The organism is Photorhabdus aegyptia (assembly GCF_000612035.1).
GTDB classification, from domain to species: Bacteria; Pseudomonadota; Gammaproteobacteria; order Enterobacterales; family Enterobacteriaceae; genus Photorhabdus; species Photorhabdus akhurstii.
On sequence record NZ_JFGV01000009.1, the window covers coordinates 21361 to 42594 of the forward strand.

General features: G+C 38.8%; 15 protein-coding genes and 1 pseudogene. All 16 read right to left on the reverse strand.

Annotated features, from left to right (window positions below; genetic code table 11):
- Window positions 1–4: 4 nt before the first annotated feature.
- The gene (locus BA1DRAFT_RS03965; RefSeq protein WP_036776242.1) at window positions 5–820 is read right to left on the reverse strand and encodes a hypothetical protein; all 816 of its coding nucleotides are present in this window, start codon (window positions 818–820) and stop codon (window positions 5–7) included.
- 56 nt (window positions 821–876) lie between these two features.
- Window positions 877–1023 carry a hypothetical protein gene (locus tag BA1DRAFT_RS23430; protein WP_160169980.1) on the reverse strand — a complete coding sequence of 49 codons (147 nt, stop codon included), beginning with the start codon at window positions 1021–1023 and terminating at the stop codon, window positions 877–879.
- Window positions 1024–1025: 2 nt separating this feature from the next.
- Complete coding sequence (locus tag BA1DRAFT_RS03970) at window positions 1026–2117, reverse strand: saccharopine dehydrogenase NADP-binding domain-containing protein (protein ID WP_036776244.1); 1092 nt, start codon at window positions 2115–2117, stop codon at window positions 1026–1028.
- Complete coding sequence (locus BA1DRAFT_RS03975; RefSeq protein WP_036776247.1) at window positions 2114–7252, reverse strand: non-ribosomal peptide synthetase; 5139 nt, start codon at window positions 7250–7252, stop codon at window positions 2114–2116. The genes BA1DRAFT_RS03970 and BA1DRAFT_RS03975 overlap by 4 nt, the downstream gene beginning before the upstream one ends.
- Window positions 7249–10788, reverse strand: a complete 3540-nt coding sequence (locus BA1DRAFT_RS03980) for a non-ribosomal peptide synthetase (protein WP_051560648.1) — start codon at window positions 10786–10788, stop codon at window positions 7249–7251. The genes BA1DRAFT_RS03975 and BA1DRAFT_RS03980 overlap by 4 nt, the downstream gene beginning before the upstream one ends.
- A gap of 70 nt (window positions 10789–10858) precedes the next feature.
- Entirely contained in the window at window positions 10859–11899 is a 1041-nt protein-coding gene (locus BA1DRAFT_RS03985; RefSeq protein ID WP_036776248.1) for a methyltransferase, read from the reverse strand.
- Window positions 11892–12167 carry an acyl carrier protein gene (locus tag BA1DRAFT_RS03990; protein WP_036776250.1) on the reverse strand — a complete coding sequence of 92 codons (276 nt, stop codon included), beginning with the start codon at window positions 12165–12167 and terminating at the stop codon, window positions 11892–11894. The genes BA1DRAFT_RS03985 and BA1DRAFT_RS03990 overlap by 8 nt, the downstream gene beginning before the upstream one ends.
- A 165-nt stretch (window positions 12168–12332) precedes the next feature.
- Window positions 12333–13025 carry a methyltransferase gene (locus BA1DRAFT_RS03995; protein ID WP_036776252.1) on the reverse strand — a complete coding sequence of 231 codons (693 nt, stop codon included), beginning with the start codon at window positions 13023–13025 and terminating at the stop codon, window positions 12333–12335.
- A gap of 17 nt (window positions 13026–13042) precedes the next feature.
- On the reverse strand, window positions 13043–14275 hold the full coding sequence (locus BA1DRAFT_RS04000; RefSeq protein ID WP_051560649.1) for an FAD-dependent oxidoreductase: 1233 nt from the start codon (window positions 14273–14275) through the stop codon (window positions 13043–13045).
- A 1-nt stretch (window position 14276) separates the two neighbouring features.
- Entirely contained in the window at window positions 14277–15257 is a 981-nt protein-coding gene (locus BA1DRAFT_RS04005; protein WP_051560650.1) for an alpha/beta hydrolase, read from the reverse strand.
- A 41-nt stretch (window positions 15258–15298) separates the two neighbouring features.
- Entirely contained in the window at window positions 15299–16078 is a 780-nt protein-coding gene (locus tag BA1DRAFT_RS04010; protein ID WP_036776255.1) for an ABC transporter permease, read from the reverse strand.
- A 2-nt stretch (window positions 16079–16080) separates the two neighbouring features.
- The gene (locus BA1DRAFT_RS04015) at window positions 16081–16869 is read right to left on the reverse strand and encodes an ABC transporter permease (protein ID WP_082303627.1); all 789 of its coding nucleotides are present in this window, start codon (window positions 16867–16869) and stop codon (window positions 16081–16083) included.
- Between the two features lie 61 nt (window positions 16870–16930).
- Window positions 16931–17851, reverse strand: a complete 921-nt coding sequence (locus tag BA1DRAFT_RS04020) for an ABC transporter ATP-binding protein (RefSeq protein ID WP_036776261.1) — start codon at window positions 17849–17851, stop codon at window positions 16931–16933.
- 152 nt (window positions 17852–18003) lie between these two features.
- Window positions 18004–18942, reverse strand: a complete 939-nt coding sequence (locus tag BA1DRAFT_RS04025) for a ferritin-like domain-containing protein (protein WP_051560651.1) — start codon at window positions 18940–18942, stop codon at window positions 18004–18006.
- Between the two features lie 742 nt (window positions 18943–19684).
- On the reverse strand, window positions 19685–19894 hold the full coding sequence (locus tag BA1DRAFT_RS22930) for a hypothetical protein (RefSeq protein ID WP_160169981.1): 210 nt from the start codon (window positions 19892–19894) through the stop codon (window positions 19685–19687).
- Window positions 19895–20738: 844 nt separating this feature from the next.
- Window positions 20739–21198: pseudogene (locus tag BA1DRAFT_RS23890) on the reverse strand (IS4 family transposase); the annotation flags it as partial.
- Window positions 21199–21234: the final 36 nt, after the last annotated feature.

The following is a 21234-nucleotide window of genomic DNA, read 5'->3' on the forward strand; positions in this document are numbered from 1 at the left end:
ACCTTTACTCTTTTACATGAGCATTCATGTTTTTACGCACCGGATTATGAGGTAGGCCAATTTGACTGGATATGGTAGACCACAAACGACATATCTCTAAATGACGTTGTGCTCTGACTAACCATTGTGACGATTGGCGCTGTTGATGAACTTGACAAATTAATTGTGAGATCGCTGTAGGCCAATCTTGGTATATTGCGTCGGAGAAACTCTTATCTGGTAGTGAAATGAGTTGATTTATCAACTGTTGTTCCACAACATCGTGCTTTGGAACTCTGGGACTTGGTACCCAGAGCAGAGGTCCTTGTGTATCAATTAATATGAGAGTCCCTGTATCTGCTGTAGCATCTATACGTAATAACAAACGAGTAGAATCATCGGGATCATTTGCATCCATCGTCATATCTATTCGCAAACCAAAGCTGATATCAGGATTAATCTTTCCGGTAATGCGTGCAAATTCAGGAGAGACTTTATTACCTGATTCATAATCAGTCACCTTAAAGTAAGGTTCTCCTAAACCGAATAAAAGATCTAGTGCGGCAAATGCAACTTGATAAGCACAGGTTATTTCTACATGACCTAATGAACCCAATACCATGAGTTTTCGAATTTCAGATAAAGTTTGTCTGACAGAAGTTAATTGATCGTAAAAAGTATTAAGGTAATAACACTGTCCATATTTTCTAGCCCAGCGGATATTTTCAACTAGTTCTCGTTCATGGAGAGGATGTTCTTGTATTACATCCATACCACAGCTCAACATATACTGCGCGATATCAGAACCATTACCCCCAAGTAATCCAGAACGAACTACCACACATGCCAATTCCGCAGTACCTTTGACACATTCATTTTGAGCTAGTCTTTTTACCCCTAATTTTTTGCCAAACTTTCACTTTGATGATGCCCCCGTCCAACAATGCCGGCGAGCTTATAAGGAGTTTCCTCACGTAAAAGGGCTTGTGCATATAAAGCACCAAATGTAGCCCCGCATACGATAGCCCGAAGTTGTTCTCCCATAGTTAAATAACTCCTTCCTCTGGTGTTGTATATAAAGTGCCTTTCACTAAATGCAGTAAAGAAACACTTTGATGGCTACGGAGCGATTGTATCGCCCAAGATTCACTTAACACTTGGCTACCGAGATATGCGCCTGACGTTATCTTTTGAGTCAGTATCCCTTCAATAACCGTTGCAATGGCTGCTGCACACAATTCACTTGCACTCTGCCCACGCATTTGTAAGCTAGCTAACGTTTGCTTGTGCTCCCCCAGTAATTCACAAAGAAAATGTTGAAAAGGAGGACGCTCAGCTAAATCAACTATACTTGCATTAACCACAACTGTTGCAGCTTGTGCCACTTCATTCATGGCTAATGCACGCTTTAAAGCAGATTGTGTTCGTTTCCCTAGATATCCAATCCAAGCTTCGATGGTTCTTACGCCTGTTACCTTTTTAATAAAATCCAATTCATCATCTTGATAGGCAATAAATTCAGTAACTTCTGGCAGAATGGAGGCAAAATTCGTCGGTAAGGTGTGGTGAGCCATATTCGTATTAAGGGAGAATTGACTTTTCAAACGCTGTTTTGCTGCGACGATGACATCGCTTACAGCTGCATGGGTGAATTTATCATGACCAAACAATACGAATCGCAGGTGTTGCATGCCTTGAACCTGTGTGCATGCCCATAATGGTAAAGCTTCTGTCAAACCTGGCATCAGTCCACAACCAACCACAACATGTATATGATGTCGTTCTATCACCTCAGAAAACTGCTGACGCAGTTTGATAAGTTCTGGATAACCCGCATTGACATCAATGACATCAATACGTTGCTCAATTGCAGCTTTCACAACATTAAGACCAACATTATGGAATGGCCCGCTGCAATTCACGACGAGATCACAGCCATGAATAAACGCATTTATTGATTCGATATTACTTCCATCTACTAGCCTCAATAAAAAAGGTGGCTCTGAAAAAGGCAATTCGTTTTGGCTATGACGTGACCCCAATCTCAATATGTACATACCATGGTGATGAAGTGCTGCCACTAATGCTTGCCCAATACTGCCTTGGGCACCAACGATAGCAATAGTTGGATAACTCATTTGTTTACCTCCAACTGGCATTCGAATAGGTCAAATATTTTCTCTATCAACTCATCTTTGGAGATTATCCTTTGTTCCCAATTTCCCAGGCAGTATTGACTCAGCTCGTTCACTTGTGACAGCAAAGAAGGATCTGAGTCAGCTACAATGGTGATATCAAACGTCACAAAGTACTTAATAGTGTCTTCAGATGCCTGTACATAAGGATTATTTCTATCCAAATCTGGATGTAACAACCAACATTGAAGATACTGAGCAAAGTGATCGGAGTTAAGCCGCCGTCCTAGTGATAACGCCACTAACGCATCATCATCTTTAGCTATAAGATTGACATGCATTTGCCGTATATCAGGTAATTGTGAGAGTGTACTCTGTAACCACTCTTCGAATAATTTATCTTGTTCTATACTTTCGCATAATGCTGGGTTACATCCGATTTCAATGACCATACCTAAGACACTGAGTTCTTGAGAAATCAATTCAAAACCAGTATCTTGTTGAAAATTAATGATTATATAAGCAACCTTACTGCCTGGATAACCTGCTCTGATGGAGAGACGAGAAACATTTTGGATAACCTCTTCGTCATATAGGATTAGTGCATCTTGATTGTTATTGTCTGCTAATACGATGGAGTGTTGCTGTAATACTTGGGTTATATGAGCGATGGTTCCACCTTCCATTAACAATCGAAGTACATCGTCAAAATGATGTTGCTCATACTGCTGTTGTTCAATAATTTTTGCGGCAAGTCTAGCTGCAAGAAGTGAGTCACCACCATAATTAAAAAAACCAGTGTTTCTATCAGTCACCTCTGTATTCAAAACAGAGGTCCATAAAGCCGCCATCCGCTCTTCTACTTCGTTGGTTAGAGATTGAACGTATGACGATGGGTGTAGGTTTTCTTCATAAGGCGTAATGAAAGAATAAAGTTGCTTATGGTTAACTTTACCATTATCTGATAATGGGAGTTGTTCAAGTAACTCAATACGATTTGGTAACATGTAGTTCGGCAACCTTTCTGACAAGTACTGGAAAAGATCATCTTTCTCAACAGATTTTTTTTCCAATTGATATTGCGCAATGAAAGTTTGCAAACCAATATTGGCTAGAGTACCACTGGGTAATGGTGTGATGACAACCCATCCCATAGTTTCCAGCAATTGTTGCCATTCACTCGCTGTCAAAAAGACACGGCCAGATGGTGCCCGAAAGTCCATAAGTACTTTGCTATGATCCTTATTGCCCAACATAAGCTCAAGTGAAGCAAGGGCTTCTGGGTGTTCATCAGTAGCTTCCAACATAACTAACCACCCTCCTGCTTTGAGGACTTTGGATAGCGTTTCCAATGCTTTTGGGATATCAGGTAATGCATGTAAGACATCACCACAGATAACAATATCAACGCTATCAGCTGGTATTCCTTGCATAGTTGGTTCTTTAAGCAGATCAAAGTACTTAATTGTAATATTGTCCCTTTGACAATATTGCTCAGCTAGATCATTCAAATAATATGCAGAGATATCTGTCATTATGTAGTGCACATTCTGATCTAAAACAACTTCTATAATACTTTCTGTCAATCCTCCAATACCTGCCCCAACTTCCAAGATAGTACAAGTTGATGACTTTGATTCAGCATGTTGTTCAATAAATAGTTGAACCGCTTTCGCACTAATCATATTGCATAGACTTGCAGAAGGATTATCTCTAAAAGTTGCTTTAGCAATGTGTTTACTGCCCTTTGGAAAAAATAAATGTGTCGGATGGATTTTGCCTTGTAACTGGTTCAATAATTGATTAGCGCTGCTACGAAAATAATCCAATAACGCGAAGGGGTAATTACACTGAGAACCTAATTCATATATTTTCCACCATTTCTCATCAAGTCCATCATTATCCACTATATTAATTGAATAAAGATGATGTTGAGGTTGCGATACATATCCCTTTTGTGTCAGTAAAATAATCCAACGTTTGACTAATCGTTCGTATTGCATTGGTAAACATAAATTATCAATTAAACATTCAATAGACCATTGTTGTGGAAGGTTCAACTCTTGTAATAATCGCACAATATGTAATGTCATGATCTGACGTAAACACGATGTCATCATAATTAACGCTTCTTGGTTAAATGAAGCGCTTGATTTCTGTACCACATTTAATTGATGTGATAAATTATTTAGCCATTTTTTACGCTTCTGAAGAAGATATTTTGAGAGCATGTTAGGAACAACGAATGCAACCAATTGCTCAAAGTTTTCCTGTTTTTCATGAATAACGACGGCTGAAACAATATCAGAATGTTTTTCTAAAACTGAACTAATTTCACCTAGTTCAATTCGATGACCACGGATTTTAACTTGCTGATCATCGCGCCCTAGAAATTCTATTTCTCCATTATCAAGATAAAGTCCTAGATCACCCGTTTTATAAATTCGTTGTCCTGATTGAGGGTGATAAATAAAACTTTCCTTAGTTTTTTCCTCATCATTAAAATAACCTATTGCTAACCCTAACCCTGAAATATATATATCTCCTACTACACCAATAGGACACAGTTCAAACTGGTGGTCAAGCACTTGCACTTGTTGCCCCGTTAAGGCTCTACCATATGGGATACGTCCAAGTTGGTTGTCCTGAGCTTCAATCTGATGCCAAATAGACCAAATTGCCGCTTCAGTTGCTCCTCCTAAACTCACAATGTCTAAATCAGGAATAATTTTATGAAAATTGTCAGCTAGCGTAACCGAGATCCAATCTCCACTCAGTAACATAATTCGTAGAGAATCAATAGAGATATCGGATGTTACTATAAGGTAGTCATAGAGCATGACAGCTTGAGCAGGCACACTGTTCCACAAAGTCATTTGATGTTGCACCAAAAGTTCACACCAGTGTCGAGGACTGGAACGTAATGCAGGATCTGGGAGTACTAATTTTGCACCAAAAGATAAGGGTCCAAAAATATCATAGACTGATAAATCAAAACTCAAATTTGCTAAACCAAAGACTACATCTTTCTCTGATAATGATACCCTGTGGTTAATATCCAGAATTGTATTCATGGCTGCCTCATGGCTCATCGCAACCCCTTTTGGTTGGCCTGTTGTCCCCGAGGTGTATATAATATAAGCTAAAGATTTAGGTGTAATATCTTTCACGTCATAAGGTTGTCCCTCAGACAAATAAGGCTCAACGACAATAACTTTGCCTTCTTTATAGGTCATTTGAATGGCAAGCTGTGGCTGAGTTAGTATCAAATCAACATCAGCATCTTCAAGAATGAGTTCTCTTCTAGCCTGTGGCTGTGAAGCATCGATAGGCACATAGGCACGTCCACTGATTAATATGGCTAAAACACTAATAACCTGTTCAACACCTTTATCCATCACGATAGCAACTACTTGCCCAGCGGCATACTGATCAATCTTGTGAGCTAAATGGCAAACCTCATTATAGAGCTGCTGGTAAGTTAATTGCCGACGGCTATCGACAATAGCTGTACGCTGCTTAAATCGATGTAAAGATTGTAGCCATGGTTGGTGTAATAGATATCCTTGATAGGGACTAGAAGTCGGAATATTTGTTGCAATGCTCCGTGAATCGCGCACGACACTATTCACACGTTGCCAATCAAAATCCTGGGTTGCAATGTCATCTAATATTTGCTTGTAAGCCGCAAACATATCTTCTAAGGCACGACGTTCTATCACGTCGGCTCTATAATCCCAGTTCATGTATATTTGCCCATCTGCTTCAAGTAATTGGCAATCAAGCCATACTTGTGGTGTCCATGTGATACCATCGCGTAAGCGCAATTCTATTGAACGATTTTCTTCCGTGGCCCCAACCGTACTGGTAAATATAATGGGTAAGAACGCTGCTTCTCTTCCCTTTTCTTTAGCTATTTCGCGTAATACCTCTACACCGGAATAAATGCTATACTGCATTTCTTTCCATAGTTGTGTTTGTATGTTTTGAGCTCGCTGTGCAAAGCTTAGATTGGCGGAATAACTACATTGAAATAAGATAATTTCTGTAAAATCGCCGAGAACACGCTGAACATCCTCATGTAATATAGGACGATTCATCATCGTTAGGTTTAATACAAAATCAGCATTTTTACTCCAACGCCGAATGACCTCGATAAAAACTGTTAATAAAAGGGCCGTTAAGGTCAGCCCCTGTTGTTGCGCTTGTTCTCGTAATCCTTGAAGCACGTTTTGACTAAGCTTAGAAAACATACGTTTAAAGCTATTAATATTCGTTATCGCATAAGGATCTGCACTTTTATTCATTGGTAAGTTGGGAGCAGAGCCCAGATCATTGATTCTATTTCGCCAATATTGACGAGCTTGATAGTAATTGGGGAATGTTTTGAGGCGTTGTTGATGAATAACAATATCACGAAAATTGACATCACTGATAGGCAACGAGTTAATATCACCATTCGTTCTTGCGATCAAACACTCTAATAGCATGTTCACACTGACAAAATCCATAACCATTAAATCTATTAATAAGTGAATGATTGCAGATTTATCGGTTCGTGGTGTCAATACCACCTGATATAAGGGCCAACAACTGATCTGTCGTTTAAGACTTGCAGTGAGCATCTGTTCGCGAATCTTTAAACAATGCTGAGTGAGTGTATCTTCCGATATGTTTGTTGGTACGTCTGGTGTTATCTGTACTGTTTGATAATCAAATTCTGTTAACACTTGCTGATAACCATCTTCACTGATACGTGTTCTCAAAACAGAATATTGCTTAATGGTTTCATTCAACGATTGTTCAAATTTATCACAAAGTAAGTGTGATATTTCTACCTCTAAATACGCTTGACATGGTAAACCGCCATATGGCATGCCGCGGCTGCGTCCAAGCAAATAGGCTTCTTGAATTGGAGTCAATGGGAATGGTTCAAATAATGCATTAGAGTCAACAACAATCGAATTATCAATTTCCGCTTTCAACAGTTCAATAATAGCTGTTTTTTGTGTTCTGACTTGTTGCTTCAATACATCTGTAAAAACTCCTGGTGGAGCCCTAAATCTTAATTGCTCATCATCAACCCAAAGTTCGATGCCAAGATTTCTTAAAGTCACAATGATATTTTCAACCATCATATAGTCCCCTCATCTAATATGACTTGTTGCTGCCGCGTCAAACTTTCCGCTAAGCTGGCAATAGAAGGAGAACGCAAGAAATCTTCGAGCTTAATGGCAATATTTGTCTGTCGGCGTAATATTTCAATAAACTGAGTGGCTAATAAGCTATTCCCCCCTAAGCTCATAAAGTGGTCATACCGATTAACCGTTTCAATCCCCAATAACTCCTGCCATATCAAAGCAATTTGTTGCTCTAGTTCCCCTTCCGGCGCAGTTGTCTGCCCAACAACTTGTTGTTGACATAGTAACGTCAAGGCATTGCGATCAATCTTGCCATTGCTTGTCAACGGAAAATTATCAACCACGATATATTGACTTGGTAATGCATAACTCGCCAAATGCTTGACGAGATACTCTTCAATACAATCCTGTAATGCGGAATGTTCAATACCGTCCTGACATGACAGCACCGCCGCCAGGTGTTTATTTCGTTCACCAATGACTAAAACAATGGCTTCCCGTATCCATGGATGACGGCATAACGCGGATTCTATTTCCCCCAGCTCCAGACGATGCCCACGGATTTTTATCTGACAGTCATTACGTCCTAAAAACTCTATACAGCCATCCGGCCAATAGCGTCCTAAGTCTCCGGTACGGTACCATCGCATCCCATTGGACATGATAAATTGCTCGGATGTACGTGCCGCATCATCACGGTAACCTAAACCAATACCTGTACCGCCAATCCATAATTCACCACTCACCCAATCTGGACAATCCCGCCCCTGACTATCCACAACTCGGTAGTGTTGGTTACTCAGAGGGTATCCATAAGGTACTTTAACCCAGTCAGGTGGTACTTCTTTGACTTCGTACCAATTCGACCATATAGCCGCTTCTGTCGCCCCCCCTAACGCAATGAAACAACTTAATGGGCTGCGGTATCTCAGCCGTTCGGCTAAATCCAGACCAATCCAGTCACCGGAAAGCAAGGCTAAACGTAATGTAGCAAGCGAAACTTCTTCCACGGTGAGTAACATTTCCAATAAAGCAGGCACGCTGTTCCAGATTGTGACCCCATAACGTGCAATATCTGTCTGCCAGCGATAGGGATCTCTGCGCTCCGATTCTGCCGGTAGCACGAGAGCGCCCCCGACACTTAACAACCCGAAAATATCATAAACGGATAAATCAAAGTCTAATGCCGAAAGAGCCAGGACTTTATCTGACGCATTGACTGAAAAACGGGAATTAATATCTGCCACCGTATTCCACGCAGCCTGATGTGTTATCTCGACACCTTTCGGCTCCCCCGTTGATCCTGATGTATAGATAATATAGGCCAATGCCTGCTCATTAACGGTCACCTTCGGTAAAGCCACCTCACTACGCAGACAGGTACCTGTTTCATCCATCACGACGATAACGGGACAATTATTCACTTTCTGGAGACTCGCCACTTGCTTCTGTTCCGTAAGTATTGCGCTCAATCCCGCATTGCGATAAATCCTGTTTCTGCGCTCTACGGGCTGTTCCACTCCCACCGGAACATAGGCAGCCCCCAGTGACAAGACAGCTAAAACAGCAGCCACTTGTGCCGGACTTTTGGGTAACGTCACTGCGACACATGCACCACCTGATACACCGTGTGTTTGTAATGCTTCCGCGATGCCTTGAACGTGTGTTAGTAACTCACCATAACTCCAGCAGCCAGAATCCCCCCATTGCAGTGCAACAGCTTCAGGCCGGGTACGGGCATATTCAAGAAAACCATGATGTAAACAAGCGACCGGGAAGGTGTGTTGGGTATCATTCACTTGTTGGCGAACAGCCTGTTGATGTGAAGGTAAAATATCAGGTAATAATTCCACCCAATGAGACTGCTCACATGCATGCAACAACAGTTGTTCAAACGCGTGGAACATGTCGTCTAATAATCCTGCCGGAAATAGCTCATCGACACTGTCCCAGTTAATTAATAACCCTCCGTTATGCTCTACGACCTGATGATCTAACCAAACTTGCGGAGTTTGAGAAATCATATAACCAGGGTGACCTAACACTACTTTGACGTCTTCATCAATTAATTCACCCATGCCTATTCCACTTGTGAATACAGCAGATGTGATAAACTCCCCTCCATTCCGTTTAGCAATCTCTCTTAAAACCTCTACACCAGAAAAACTTTGATATCCCATACTTTCCTGAAAAATACGTTGCTGTTTTGCACATGCTTGCTGCAATGTCTGCACATTTCTGAGATCTATTTCCAGTACTAAGATATTTGTAAAATCTGCAACCATTTGGTTGATATCTGGAAGAATATTTTGACGATCAAAAATTGGCACATTAATAAAAAAATGTGTCATATTGGACCATCGAGATAGTACAAGACCGTAAATTGTTGTGAACAAGATTGGTAATGTAATACCATTCTGCATACTCATTTGTTTCAGTTGAAGCATGTGATAATGAGATAACCAACAGGAGCGGCGTTTAAATTGAACAGTGGTAATTGATTCAGGAGTGGTTTGTAGTGGTAAAGCAATTCGTGATGGCATTCGTTCTATTCTATCCAACCAGTATAATCTGGCTTGTTCATATTCCTGTTGATCATACTTTTGCTTCCATAATAGATAGTCTGAAAAAGTAGTTCGAATGGCAGGTAACGTGGTTTGTTTCTGATACGCTAATGCAAGATCCTTAAGCATTATTCTAATACTCAGCACATCTGCAACTAATAAATCCACTTCAAAATGGATAAACATTTCTTCTGCGAAACGACTAATATTAAAATCGAATACAATCCCTTCTTCTACTGCAAGCTTACGATGTGACCATTTTTCTCTGAGTTGCAGAAGGATATATTTCCCCTCTTCAGACTGACTTGATACATCACCATAATCACATACAGAGACTCCTTTCCAGTGCCAGTTTTGTATCACCTGTTGTGTACCATCTTCTAAGAAACGACAACATAGCATTGGATGCCGCTCAACCATATGTGCAATTGCGGTATTTAGCCTAGTAACATCTAAATCGCGAATATGAAATTCCACATAAAAATGTGCGCTCACATCCCCTAAGGCGAAATGGTTTTCTCGACCAATCCAATATGCATGTTGCACAGAAGTCAAAGCAAAAGGCCCTGTTCCTGAAGAGGGCAATTCATTCGGTAACTGGATGATTGGAGCGTGATTCAGTATAGAAAGCCAGGCATCAAGATACGGCGCTGAAATAAGTTCAGCAAACTTGACAGTAACTCCTTTAGCTTTCCAAATATTAACCAATTCCATTGTTCTGATTGAATCAAGTCCCCATTCAATCAGACTATCACTTGGATCTATATCTTCAGTATCAATCCCTAAGATATTCGCTAGATCACTTATTAATTCTTTAAGTGAATAAAATTGACGTCGGTATCGTAAAGCATAATTATTCACTGCCCTACGCATTAATATCCACTCTTGACTATATTTGTGCAGTATAGCTGTTTCTCCTGATGGGTTCGTTGCCTGATCCTTAAAATGTGTATCATCAAGATAGTTCATTATTTGACCGCCAAGTAATAGTTTTTAATGGTATAATTGCATTGTTAAACAAGTAATTAAGAAGAAATTTTCACTTCTTAATCCCCTCCACAATGGGAAATAACATTGTGGGGATTACACGTGTCAATTTCAGACCAGCCTTATCAAACAACATTGCAGACTGCTCTTCGCTACGAGCATGGCCTGAAACCATAGCCATCATTAATAAATCGTAGATACGAGAATAAGTGGTACCTAGATCGGCACTATTACCAGGAATAAGTACAGGATCAATAACAACAATTTTGCCGCTAGGATTCATCGCCTGAGCAACATTTGAGAGGATTTTGGCTGCTTGTTCGTCGTCCCAATCGTAAATTACTCGTTTAATAATATAAAGGTCGCCACCTCTTGGTACTGCATCAAAAAAGCTGCCACCGTGGATTTCGCATCGAGAGAGAACACCTTCATTTTCCAGAGTCAAATGAGCTTTATTAACAACATGGGGTTGATCAAACAGTTTACCCTTTACATGCGGTAGAGATTTAAGGAGGAGAGATAATAATCGACCATTTCCACCACCAATATCTACAATAGTTTCAATACCAGAGAAATCATACGCGGCTAAAATTGCACGATATTCCAGTGGAGTAAACGTCGCCATGGCGTTATCAAACATCAGACTATAATCTTTATGAGAAGCACAAAAGTCCCAGTAATCTTGATCGTGGACTATATCGAAGCAAGCTTTCCCTGTGCGCAAACTATAATCAAAACGAGACCAGGCTTTAATGTCTGCATGAAGCATACGGTATCCATCTCGAAGCGAAAACGTAGAGCGGGTGCTTAATAATTCAGACATCGCTGTTTGCTTAAATATTCCAGGTTCATCTGTTTCTGCAAAAATTCCTTTGCTGGCTAATGCCAGCATTGCTCTATAAAGAGCAAATTCGTTAGCACCAACTTCTTTAGCAATCTCTGTGACTGATTTAGGTCCATCCACAAGACAGTCAGCAACCTTTAATTCAGAAATAGACCTGATAGTGAAAGGAATAATATAATCAGCAAGCTCAGTAAACCGACTAATTGCTTTTATCTTATTGATACCCTTTTTCTCTGTTAAATCAATCATGATAAATATTTCCTTCCCGTTTTACTTGCTCTTCAATGTAGGCAATGATGTTATCGACTGTTTGAATTCTTTGAGCAGTCGCTCTATCAATGGGTGCTAATTTAAACTTGTCTTCTAATGCAAACGCTAACTCTGCCATGGATAAAGATTGATATCCTAGCTGATCAACTAAGTGTTCATCCCCCTTTAACTCATGTATTTCTATTGGGCTGAGTTCAATAATCAATGTTTTGATTGATTCTGTAAGTTCAATGCTATTGATTTCCATATAAGTCTCCATTTGATGCCATTTTCAGTTAATTATTTAAACAACACTTACGACTTACGGCTCAGAAAAATAATTGATTAAAGTAATAATCAAGAATAATTCTTTATGATTTATAAACATGAAATGCTATGTTACTGGGAAAGTAGATAACACCTTGTTTACTTATTAATTTTCTTTCAACCTTTTGGTTATTTCGAGTAATTGATAAGTTAAGCCACCTAGTTTAGTATCTACATGGGCAGCACGTAAAATAGAAACATGCCGATTCAAACACTCTGCCTCATGACATAATTTATTGATATCTCCTAGGTCAGTAAATCCCAATAAAACCTTTCCCATAGGAGCTAAATAATTAAACGCTTCAGTTAAAAAACGTTTGTGCGTTTCATATCCATAATCGTAAATAGCCGAGTTTAATTCTGATTCTGGTCGCTGTGCTATCCCATCCACAAAACTGGAATTCCAAAAAATAATGTCAAATTGTCTACCAGTTTCAATTTCATTAAATAGATTACTTTGTATCACCTCAACTTGTTCTTGGACACTGTGTCTCTTAACATTGCGTAAGGTGTTTTCAACAGCAACAGATGATATATCTGTCGCTAGAACGTGCTTACAGCCAGTAAGTGCTACCAAAACGGAAAGATATCCCATTCCACAGCCTATCTCACAAAACCTTGTTTCTTGATTGAATTGTAGCCACTCTGGGTAAAGTAATGCACCTCCCGTCAAGTGTGGCGCATATACACCAGGCATCAAATCCCAAGTCATACCGTTCAATGAAAAGGTAATGTTCTGTACCACACTTTCATGACGTTCTAATAACTCTTCCACAACTGCCTCTCGATATTTACTCATGTTTATTTAGCCCTTCATCAATAACGAGTTGGAAATCTTTTTTGAGTGAGTGCAGGTCCGTATGGTGCAGCATCAAGCCAACGAGCTGATGGTTTGTAAATATTACTCAGGAGTAAAGCTGCAATAAGTTTTGCTTTATCAATTAGCCGAGGGGTCCGAATTACATTCAATGCTTGCTTTGCTGAGCGACAATTTTCTATAGCTGCTGTTCGGCGAGAAAGATCAAAATCATCAATACACCCTCTACGCCGAGATTCAGAAGTTGAGACTGTGGCCAATGTGATAGCTTGAGCAGCCACATCCGCATCCGCGATACCGCTATTAAGCCCTCGGGCACCATAAGGTGGAAATAAATGCGCTGCTTCACCAACCAATAAAACACGTCGATATTCATCAACAAAAGATTCAGCGACGACTTGATTAAAGCGATAAGTAGAAACCCAATTCATATTGGATAAAAAACGTTCTTCAATCAGATTTGATAACCAAGACCTTAACCCCTTTTGGCTTATCATCCAATCAACATCGTCACCTGGCTTACACTGCAAATCCACTTGCCAACCTCCAGCAAAGGGGATAACTAATACATGTCTCCCTTCTAATTGAGGATGTTTATAGTGAAATGTTCGTTTTTGCTGATAGGGAGAACTTTCCGAAATAAAATCAATAACGATATGAGTTCCTGGTGATGAATCCCCAACCAATTTAATATTTAATGAATTACGTGTCTGTGAGGATGCACCATCAGCACCAAGAGCATATTTTGAATAATACGTTGCTTTATTAGTAATGATTCGAACACCTTGTTTATCAGTATTGACTGACTGTACAGGTTCTTCCCAAAGAATATTAATTCCAGTTTCATTACATGCTTCACGCAGCAGTTTTTCAGTTTCGCTTTGGCGTAAACTAACAAATGGAGGAAAAACCTCCGCCCCTAATCTTTCATCTGAAATTTTTTGTGAGTACACAAGTTTTCCTGAAAAATAAGTTTGCCGTTCTTGCCATACAAATCCTTTTTCAAAAAAACGTTGTGCCAGTGGTTGATGAAAGCGTGCTAACAATTTCAGCGAATCATGGTGTAAAAATAAAGCCCTGCTCCCTGGTCTTGCTTTTTCTTCAGCATCAGCTTCAATTACCAGTACATTCAAACCATAGGCTTTAAGGGCCAATGCTGATGCCAATCCTACAGGACCTGCACCAATAACAATCACAGATAACGGCTGAGAAGATATATCGATAGTATTCATGCTACTTTTCTTTCATGTTGACCATAGGTTGCGAATGCAATGCTCGACGTAAAACATACATCTGCTGTTCCAAAGCTTTTATTGAAATATCTGCGGTACGAACCATATATTCAAACGCATGAAACGTACCTGAATAGCAATGAAATTCAGTAGGAACTCCAGCTTTTAGTAAGCGACTTGCATAGGAAAAGACTTCGTCACGATAGACTTCTATATTATTCGTCATTAAATAAGTATGAGGCAGACGAGTTAAATCATCGGCTCGATTAGGTACGGCCAAGTAAGAGGGTTCACCTTCTACATCAGTGAGATAATATTTCCACATTTTCTCTGCTGCAATTCGATCACCTCCAGGTATATTCTCAAATTCAGACATAGATTCCGTGTTTAGACGGTCATCTAAGGCCGGATAAAGCAAGAACTGAAATATTAGGTTGGGGCCATCATGATCCCGGGCCATTAAAGCGAGTGACGCTGCTAAGGTTGCACCAGTGCTACATCCACCTACAGCGATACGAGTTGAGTCGACGTTAATTTTGTGTGCAGAATTAGCTACCCATGTCAGCGCAAGGTAACAATCGTTTAGCCCATGAGGAAAAGGATATTCAGGGGGTAATCTAAAGTCTACTGAAACGATGACGCATTCACATTCTATCGACATACGCTGGCATCGCGCATGTTCCACTTCCAGATCGCCAAGTACAAATCCTCCACCATGCATATAGACCAAACATGGCTTCTTCTCATTTGGTTTTCCGGTTGGTGAATAGACTCTGACACGTAGCACGGAATCTTCTTTTGACCTCTCAATAAAATATTCCGAAATAACAACGCGATCATCTTTTTCAACTTTACCAATAAATTGTTTGAATTTTTCAATCATAACTCTTGCTTTTTGATAATCTGCAAGATCTATGATAGGAATCATATCTGCAACTCTTGCTAATTGAGCATCTAAAAGCCAAGGTGTTGATTTATTCATCACTTACTACCACTTAATGATTCGTTAAAATTCCAAATGAGCTAGGCAGCCCTGAACTTGCGACTAAACACATAACAAGTGACCGGTACTGCAATGCTCAGAAATATGACTGAATAAATAATTACAGTGAATAATGACTCTGAATATTCTTTTCCTAATGCAGTAAGCCGCATTGCTTCAGAAAACACAGACACTGGATTATGGGATATCAGTGGTTGTATCCATTCTGGGAATGCGTTTAATGGCGCCATACTTAGAGATCCAAATATCACGAATAAAAAAAGTATATTCAATAAGACGGTAAGAAGCTCTGGGCTATTATTTATCATTGCAATGATTAAACTGAACCAACTTAACGTTAATGGAATAAATATCAACGTAATCATAAAACAAGTGAGCGATAAGAGCGCTATCTTAAATGAGAAACCTAGTATTAAACCTATAAGAATCAAAAAGATTGATGAAATAAGCACCCTGGTAACTTCGTAAAAAATAATCCCAAAGGGAATACTCATCCATAAAATAGGCATGGACCTAATCCGCTGAAATATCACTGTATTTATTTCGGTTTGTAAATTTACCGCAGTAGGTATTGAACCAAACAGAGCACTGGAAACCAAAATGCCAGGTAACAACCGTTGGATATATTCTTGTTGTTCATATCGCAAAACCGCTCCGCTAAACATCATATAGAAAAATATAAGTAGCAGACCTGGAAAAATAATAGAGGAAACCAACAGAGGTGGTTTGCGTAGAAAGCGCAATATATAGCGGATGGCCTGAGTTAATGTGTTATTTAACAACAACGTCAATATATTCATTTTCAATTCCTTCTCAATATATAATATTGAAAAGCTGAAAAAATAATAGTTAACACTAATAAACTTATCAATGGTATTAGATATAACTCTGTGTTCGATTTCCCATTTAATACTGACCGCATCACAGATAAAACAGATGTTACTGGAGAATAATGAACAATCGGTTGTATCCATTCAGGAAAAGACTTAAGAGGAGAAAATGCTGTTGAAATCATCATTAATGGAGCATATATTATAGAGACGATGGCTGATGTAGATTCTTGTATCTTTAACCAGTGACCTATAATTCCCATTCCAAGATTCACAGTGATCAGGAATAGAAGTGGTATAAGAGTAAAGAGCAATATTGAATACCATCCGGAGTAAAAATGCATACCACTTACCCACCCGATAAAAGTGAGTACGATAATAGCAATAATACCTTTAATCATATCACCAAATACCCGAGAAAATATGATAGAAATTGGACTGACTGGCATCGACTTAAGTCTTTGATATAATCCAGATTGGTGATCTTTTGCTATCGCAGAAGCATTTACCATGGCAATGAATATGATAGCCTGAATAATAATAGAAGCAGGTAACATTTGAGTATAATCAAATCCATCATGAAACATGATCTTACTCATAATTAAAGAAAATAATCCCCAAAATACTAATGGGAAAATAATTGAACTAACCCATTGTCCGATATTTATTTGTAAGTGTTTACATACACGACCAGTTAATGTACCTAAACAAATAAACCCTGGTTGATGTAAAAGCTTAGGAATCTTTCTTAATAACATCATAAACTCCTCGTGCTTCTTTAAAATTGTAGGTAATAGAATAACCCACTAAGCTATGCTCTTTTTAAGAGTCGCTCGTTATTTTACAGAAAAGATCATCAAGAGAAGGGCGAAAAAATTTCACATCAGCAAGTTCAATAGCTGCCTTATCAAGATTTTTCATCAACTCAATAAATGAAGCCACTCCATGATTTAAAACGATATTAATACAGAACTGTTTGGCATCTATAGAGACAATACCAAATTTAGTCATAATCTGTTGAGCAACAGCTAAACGTTCATGATGAGAAAAATAAATAGATGCGGAAAACTTACCATACTGGTGTTTTAATTTTTCGGGATTACCACTTGCACAAATTTTACCATCATTGATCAAAATTAGATTGTCAGCTAATTGATCCGCTTCTTCCAAGTATTGGGTGGTTAATATGATGGTAGTGTTATTCGATTTTAATTCCTTGACCGTTTCCCATAAATCATGACGACTTATTGGATCTAACCCTGTCGTCGGTTCATCTAAGAATAATATTTTAGGGCGATTGATTAGTCCGACTGCGAGATCTAAACGACGTTTCATCCCACCTGAAAAATTACTTACTCGTTTATGACCTTCATCAACAAGGTTAAAATTTACTAACTGTTGATGAACAATCTGTTTGAGATACTTACTCTTTATACCAAATAATTTACCAAAGAAAGATAAGTTTTCCGCAGCAGTAAGCTGTTCATCGAGAGCAGTATTTTGACTCACTACTGAAATACATTTACGAATTTTTGATGCTTGAGTTCGTAAATCGTAACGATTAATTCTAACAGTTCCCGAATCAGGTATAAGACAAGTCGTAAGTATTTTCACCGCGGTGCTTTTACCAGCTCCATTAGGACCGAGGATAGCGAAAGACTCCCCTTCTGCAACATTAAAAGAGACTTCATCTAGCACTTTCTTTTTTGCAAAAGACTTTGTTAGTTTTTCAACATTAATCACAGTTTACAAGCCCTTTTATTTTGTATGTAACATGCCTAAATCATGGTATACATCAAGCACCCTTCTCCGTAATATTGTTACCACTTATCCCTTTTCATTCAAAGTTGCTATTATTGTTACTTACTGAATTAAGCTCACGTATGAAATATCGATTACCGTAAAAGTTGCATTTTTTGTAACTTCATTCTCATATTGTCACTCATTAAATCTAAATTTCTCAATACTAATCCAATTTTGCTAAATACTGTACGCCTAAAATCAATCATAACTGAAGATTGCTTTGCAAAGTCAATTCCTCTCTTTTGGGGAATATCTAAACGTTCCCAAATATCCGTCAACAAAAACCTTTTCTGAATTGCTTCCGCACAATCAAGTACAAACTCTTCTCGAATACGTTTTTCACTAGAAGAAATATTTTGATAATATTTCCGCAATAATAGAACACCAAACGTAACGTGACGACTTTCATCTATAGAAACTAATTCGACAATGCGTCTGATGACCGGATCATGGAACATTGCAGCACCGAGTCGAAAAGTTGCTTCTGCCAGTCCTTCAACGATAATTTGCATTCCAAGTACTTTCATATCCCAGCTAAACGCATTTAATGCATCACTAAGCAAATTCTTGAGTGGAGCTGACATCCCGTATGGTTTCTTAATATAACGGTCTACATATCTGCTAAAAGTTAAGACATGTCTTGCTTCATCGGCAATTTGTGTTGAGCAAACTAATTTTTGATCATTATCTGCCAAAATCATTGCCAGAGCTGAAGTTCCGACTAGTGCCGCTTGTTCGCCATACAAAAATTGACACACTAACCAAAACTGTAGCTCCCATTGGAATTGAGAAAATAATGTCTTGGTATCTTTTTTCTGGAATTTTGCGAATTCCGATAAAGCTGCATGATTGGTGTTGGATATAACTGAACCATACCCAATATCTTCAATCCAATCTATGTCTAGATTTGGGTTCCAATTACTATTCTGCGCATTATGATATAAAAGACGGAACTTGCTATCAGCCGGAACCGTTGGTAAGCCGTTGACCACTGCTTCAATCTTTAATTTAGATGTAAACGCAATACTCATAAACAGCCCATTCATCAATAAGTAACTATAACTATTAACTCACACTCAAGCCAGTTTAACTAAACAGATTAACACCGTATAGTTAAAATTTTATTAAATCAATGATTCAATCATACATATTATTCCTACACTTTCCTTGAGATAGGTCACATTATAATATTAATTATTTAAATTTTGTTAATTAACTGATATTAAAATATTAAGTACATCATAACTATAAATACCCATAATGATAAATGTATTTAATGTTTAATAAGGCTGTACTAGAGGTGAAAATTTTTCCAAAACATGATTACATAAGAATTGTATTAAAGATTGTAAACCACTTTACTTTACATTTTATGTAACAAGAGTTAAGAAATTTTCATGGTAGAATTTTAAGCTGGTACGATTTACCAAGTATCAGTTCAAAACATCCAGATATTAGTCAAATAGATAAACTGTATTGCTATTATGAAATAATGCAATGGATGCCTTCTCCAAATAGACTTTAGTGAGCCATGATGAATACATCAAGGTGTACAATGAAACAAGATATCGGAATTGTGTGAGATTTCAGATTTATGCCGTAGATCATGTCATGTCTTTAGGTACCAAAACCAATTCCATTTCATCTGCAAATTCTTTACGTTTTTCGTTAACCTACTTAGAAATATCGGCTGGTTCAGATTCAAGAGATACATACAAATCTTGTTCTTCCACCCGATATCCAAAAATTATTATTGCTTTACCGCCGTGCTGCTTAGAGGGCTATTGAATTGTTTGAGTCAGTGTTGTCATGATAAATTTTTTCTGTCCAAGGCTGAGTAAAATGATAATCTGATGCTCCTGATTCTCCTGATTCTCCTGATTCTCCTGATGCTCCTGATTCTCCTGATTCTCCTGATTCTCCTGATTCTCCTGATTCTCCTGATTCTCCTGATTCTACTAGTTGGCTTTGAATAATCCCCATTTTTTAGTATTTGTGGATTGATATCTTTTTGCGGAGTAATTTGGCTATGCGCTAAATCATCTAGTTTATCCAAATCAACAGGTATATCGGCGCAGTTTAACGGAAATTGCTTTTACCGCCATAGAGTGTTGGAACGGAGATTCCATCATTTCTGATAGCTTTTGCAAAGGCTACAAATATCCTGGGTAGTTCAGGTATGGAAGTGTGAAATGTTACACCAGTGATCGAATTCCATGCCCTATCATTCCACTTTAAGCCAATCTTACATGATACGCCGGTAAATGGGGAAATTAGGTATTTCCATGACCGTAACGAAGGAACGTCAGCGAAATCTGGTACCATTTACCTGGTTGTATTTGATGTTGAATAAAGGTCAATTTGTAGATTTTCATTGTTATAACTGAAAAACTCATATGAAGGGCGATTTATTCATAAAAATTATTTACCAAACCCAGAATGCCTACCGTCTAATAGAATTGGAAGTCACTATGTCTGTGCAACATGAAATAAATACAGAAAATCGGCGCATTGATATATTTTTAGAAAGTTCAAATAGATTAATAGGCTATTGAAAATAGACCGTGAGTATCTTCATTGTGCTTATATTTTACAAATGATGTTTCTTTTAATTGTCATCTTTAAACCACCGCCTAGGGAGTAATGCTAGTCAGTTAAGCAACTGACTGGCTGTTTTCTGTATTTATATGGCCTTTCCCTCCTTGTCGGTAATTTCACTAACTGCGCTATACTTTCCAGATCTCGCATCAGCATCCTCATTACCATGCCGCACGATTCTGAGAAGCTCAGTTGATTCGGCCATCAACCACCATCTTTATCATCTGATTTCACTTTCTTTCATCGTGCCGAAGGCGGTTGAGGTTAACAGGTGGCTGGTCAGCGTCATCTGGCAGACTATTTTCACCTAGAGATAAATCTTCGGTTGGCCGCAGTATGTCTGACAAGGGAAAGCCGTATCATTTTCAGGTGTATCCGGAGTTCGCCAGACCACACCAGCGAGGATGTGTGACTGAGCCATGCCACAGTTGTGCAGTTTGCGTAAAGACACAACGAACGGCATCGCTCCCAGTCTCTGATGGGTCTGTATAACACAGCGCTAGGTGCAACAAAGGGACGGTTGAGTAATGTCACCGGGCCGGATTCAGCGAGGCAGCGGGCAATAAACTCCGGATTAAGGAAATAACATAAAAAGCCAATGCATTACGTGTGGTACCGTAATAGGAAATAAGGTCAAGAGCCTGAGCAATGTGCGTAAAAAAATCCGGAAACGGGGAGCATTTCCGGATTCTTACACAGCCACTGGATCAGTCAACTGATCCTTA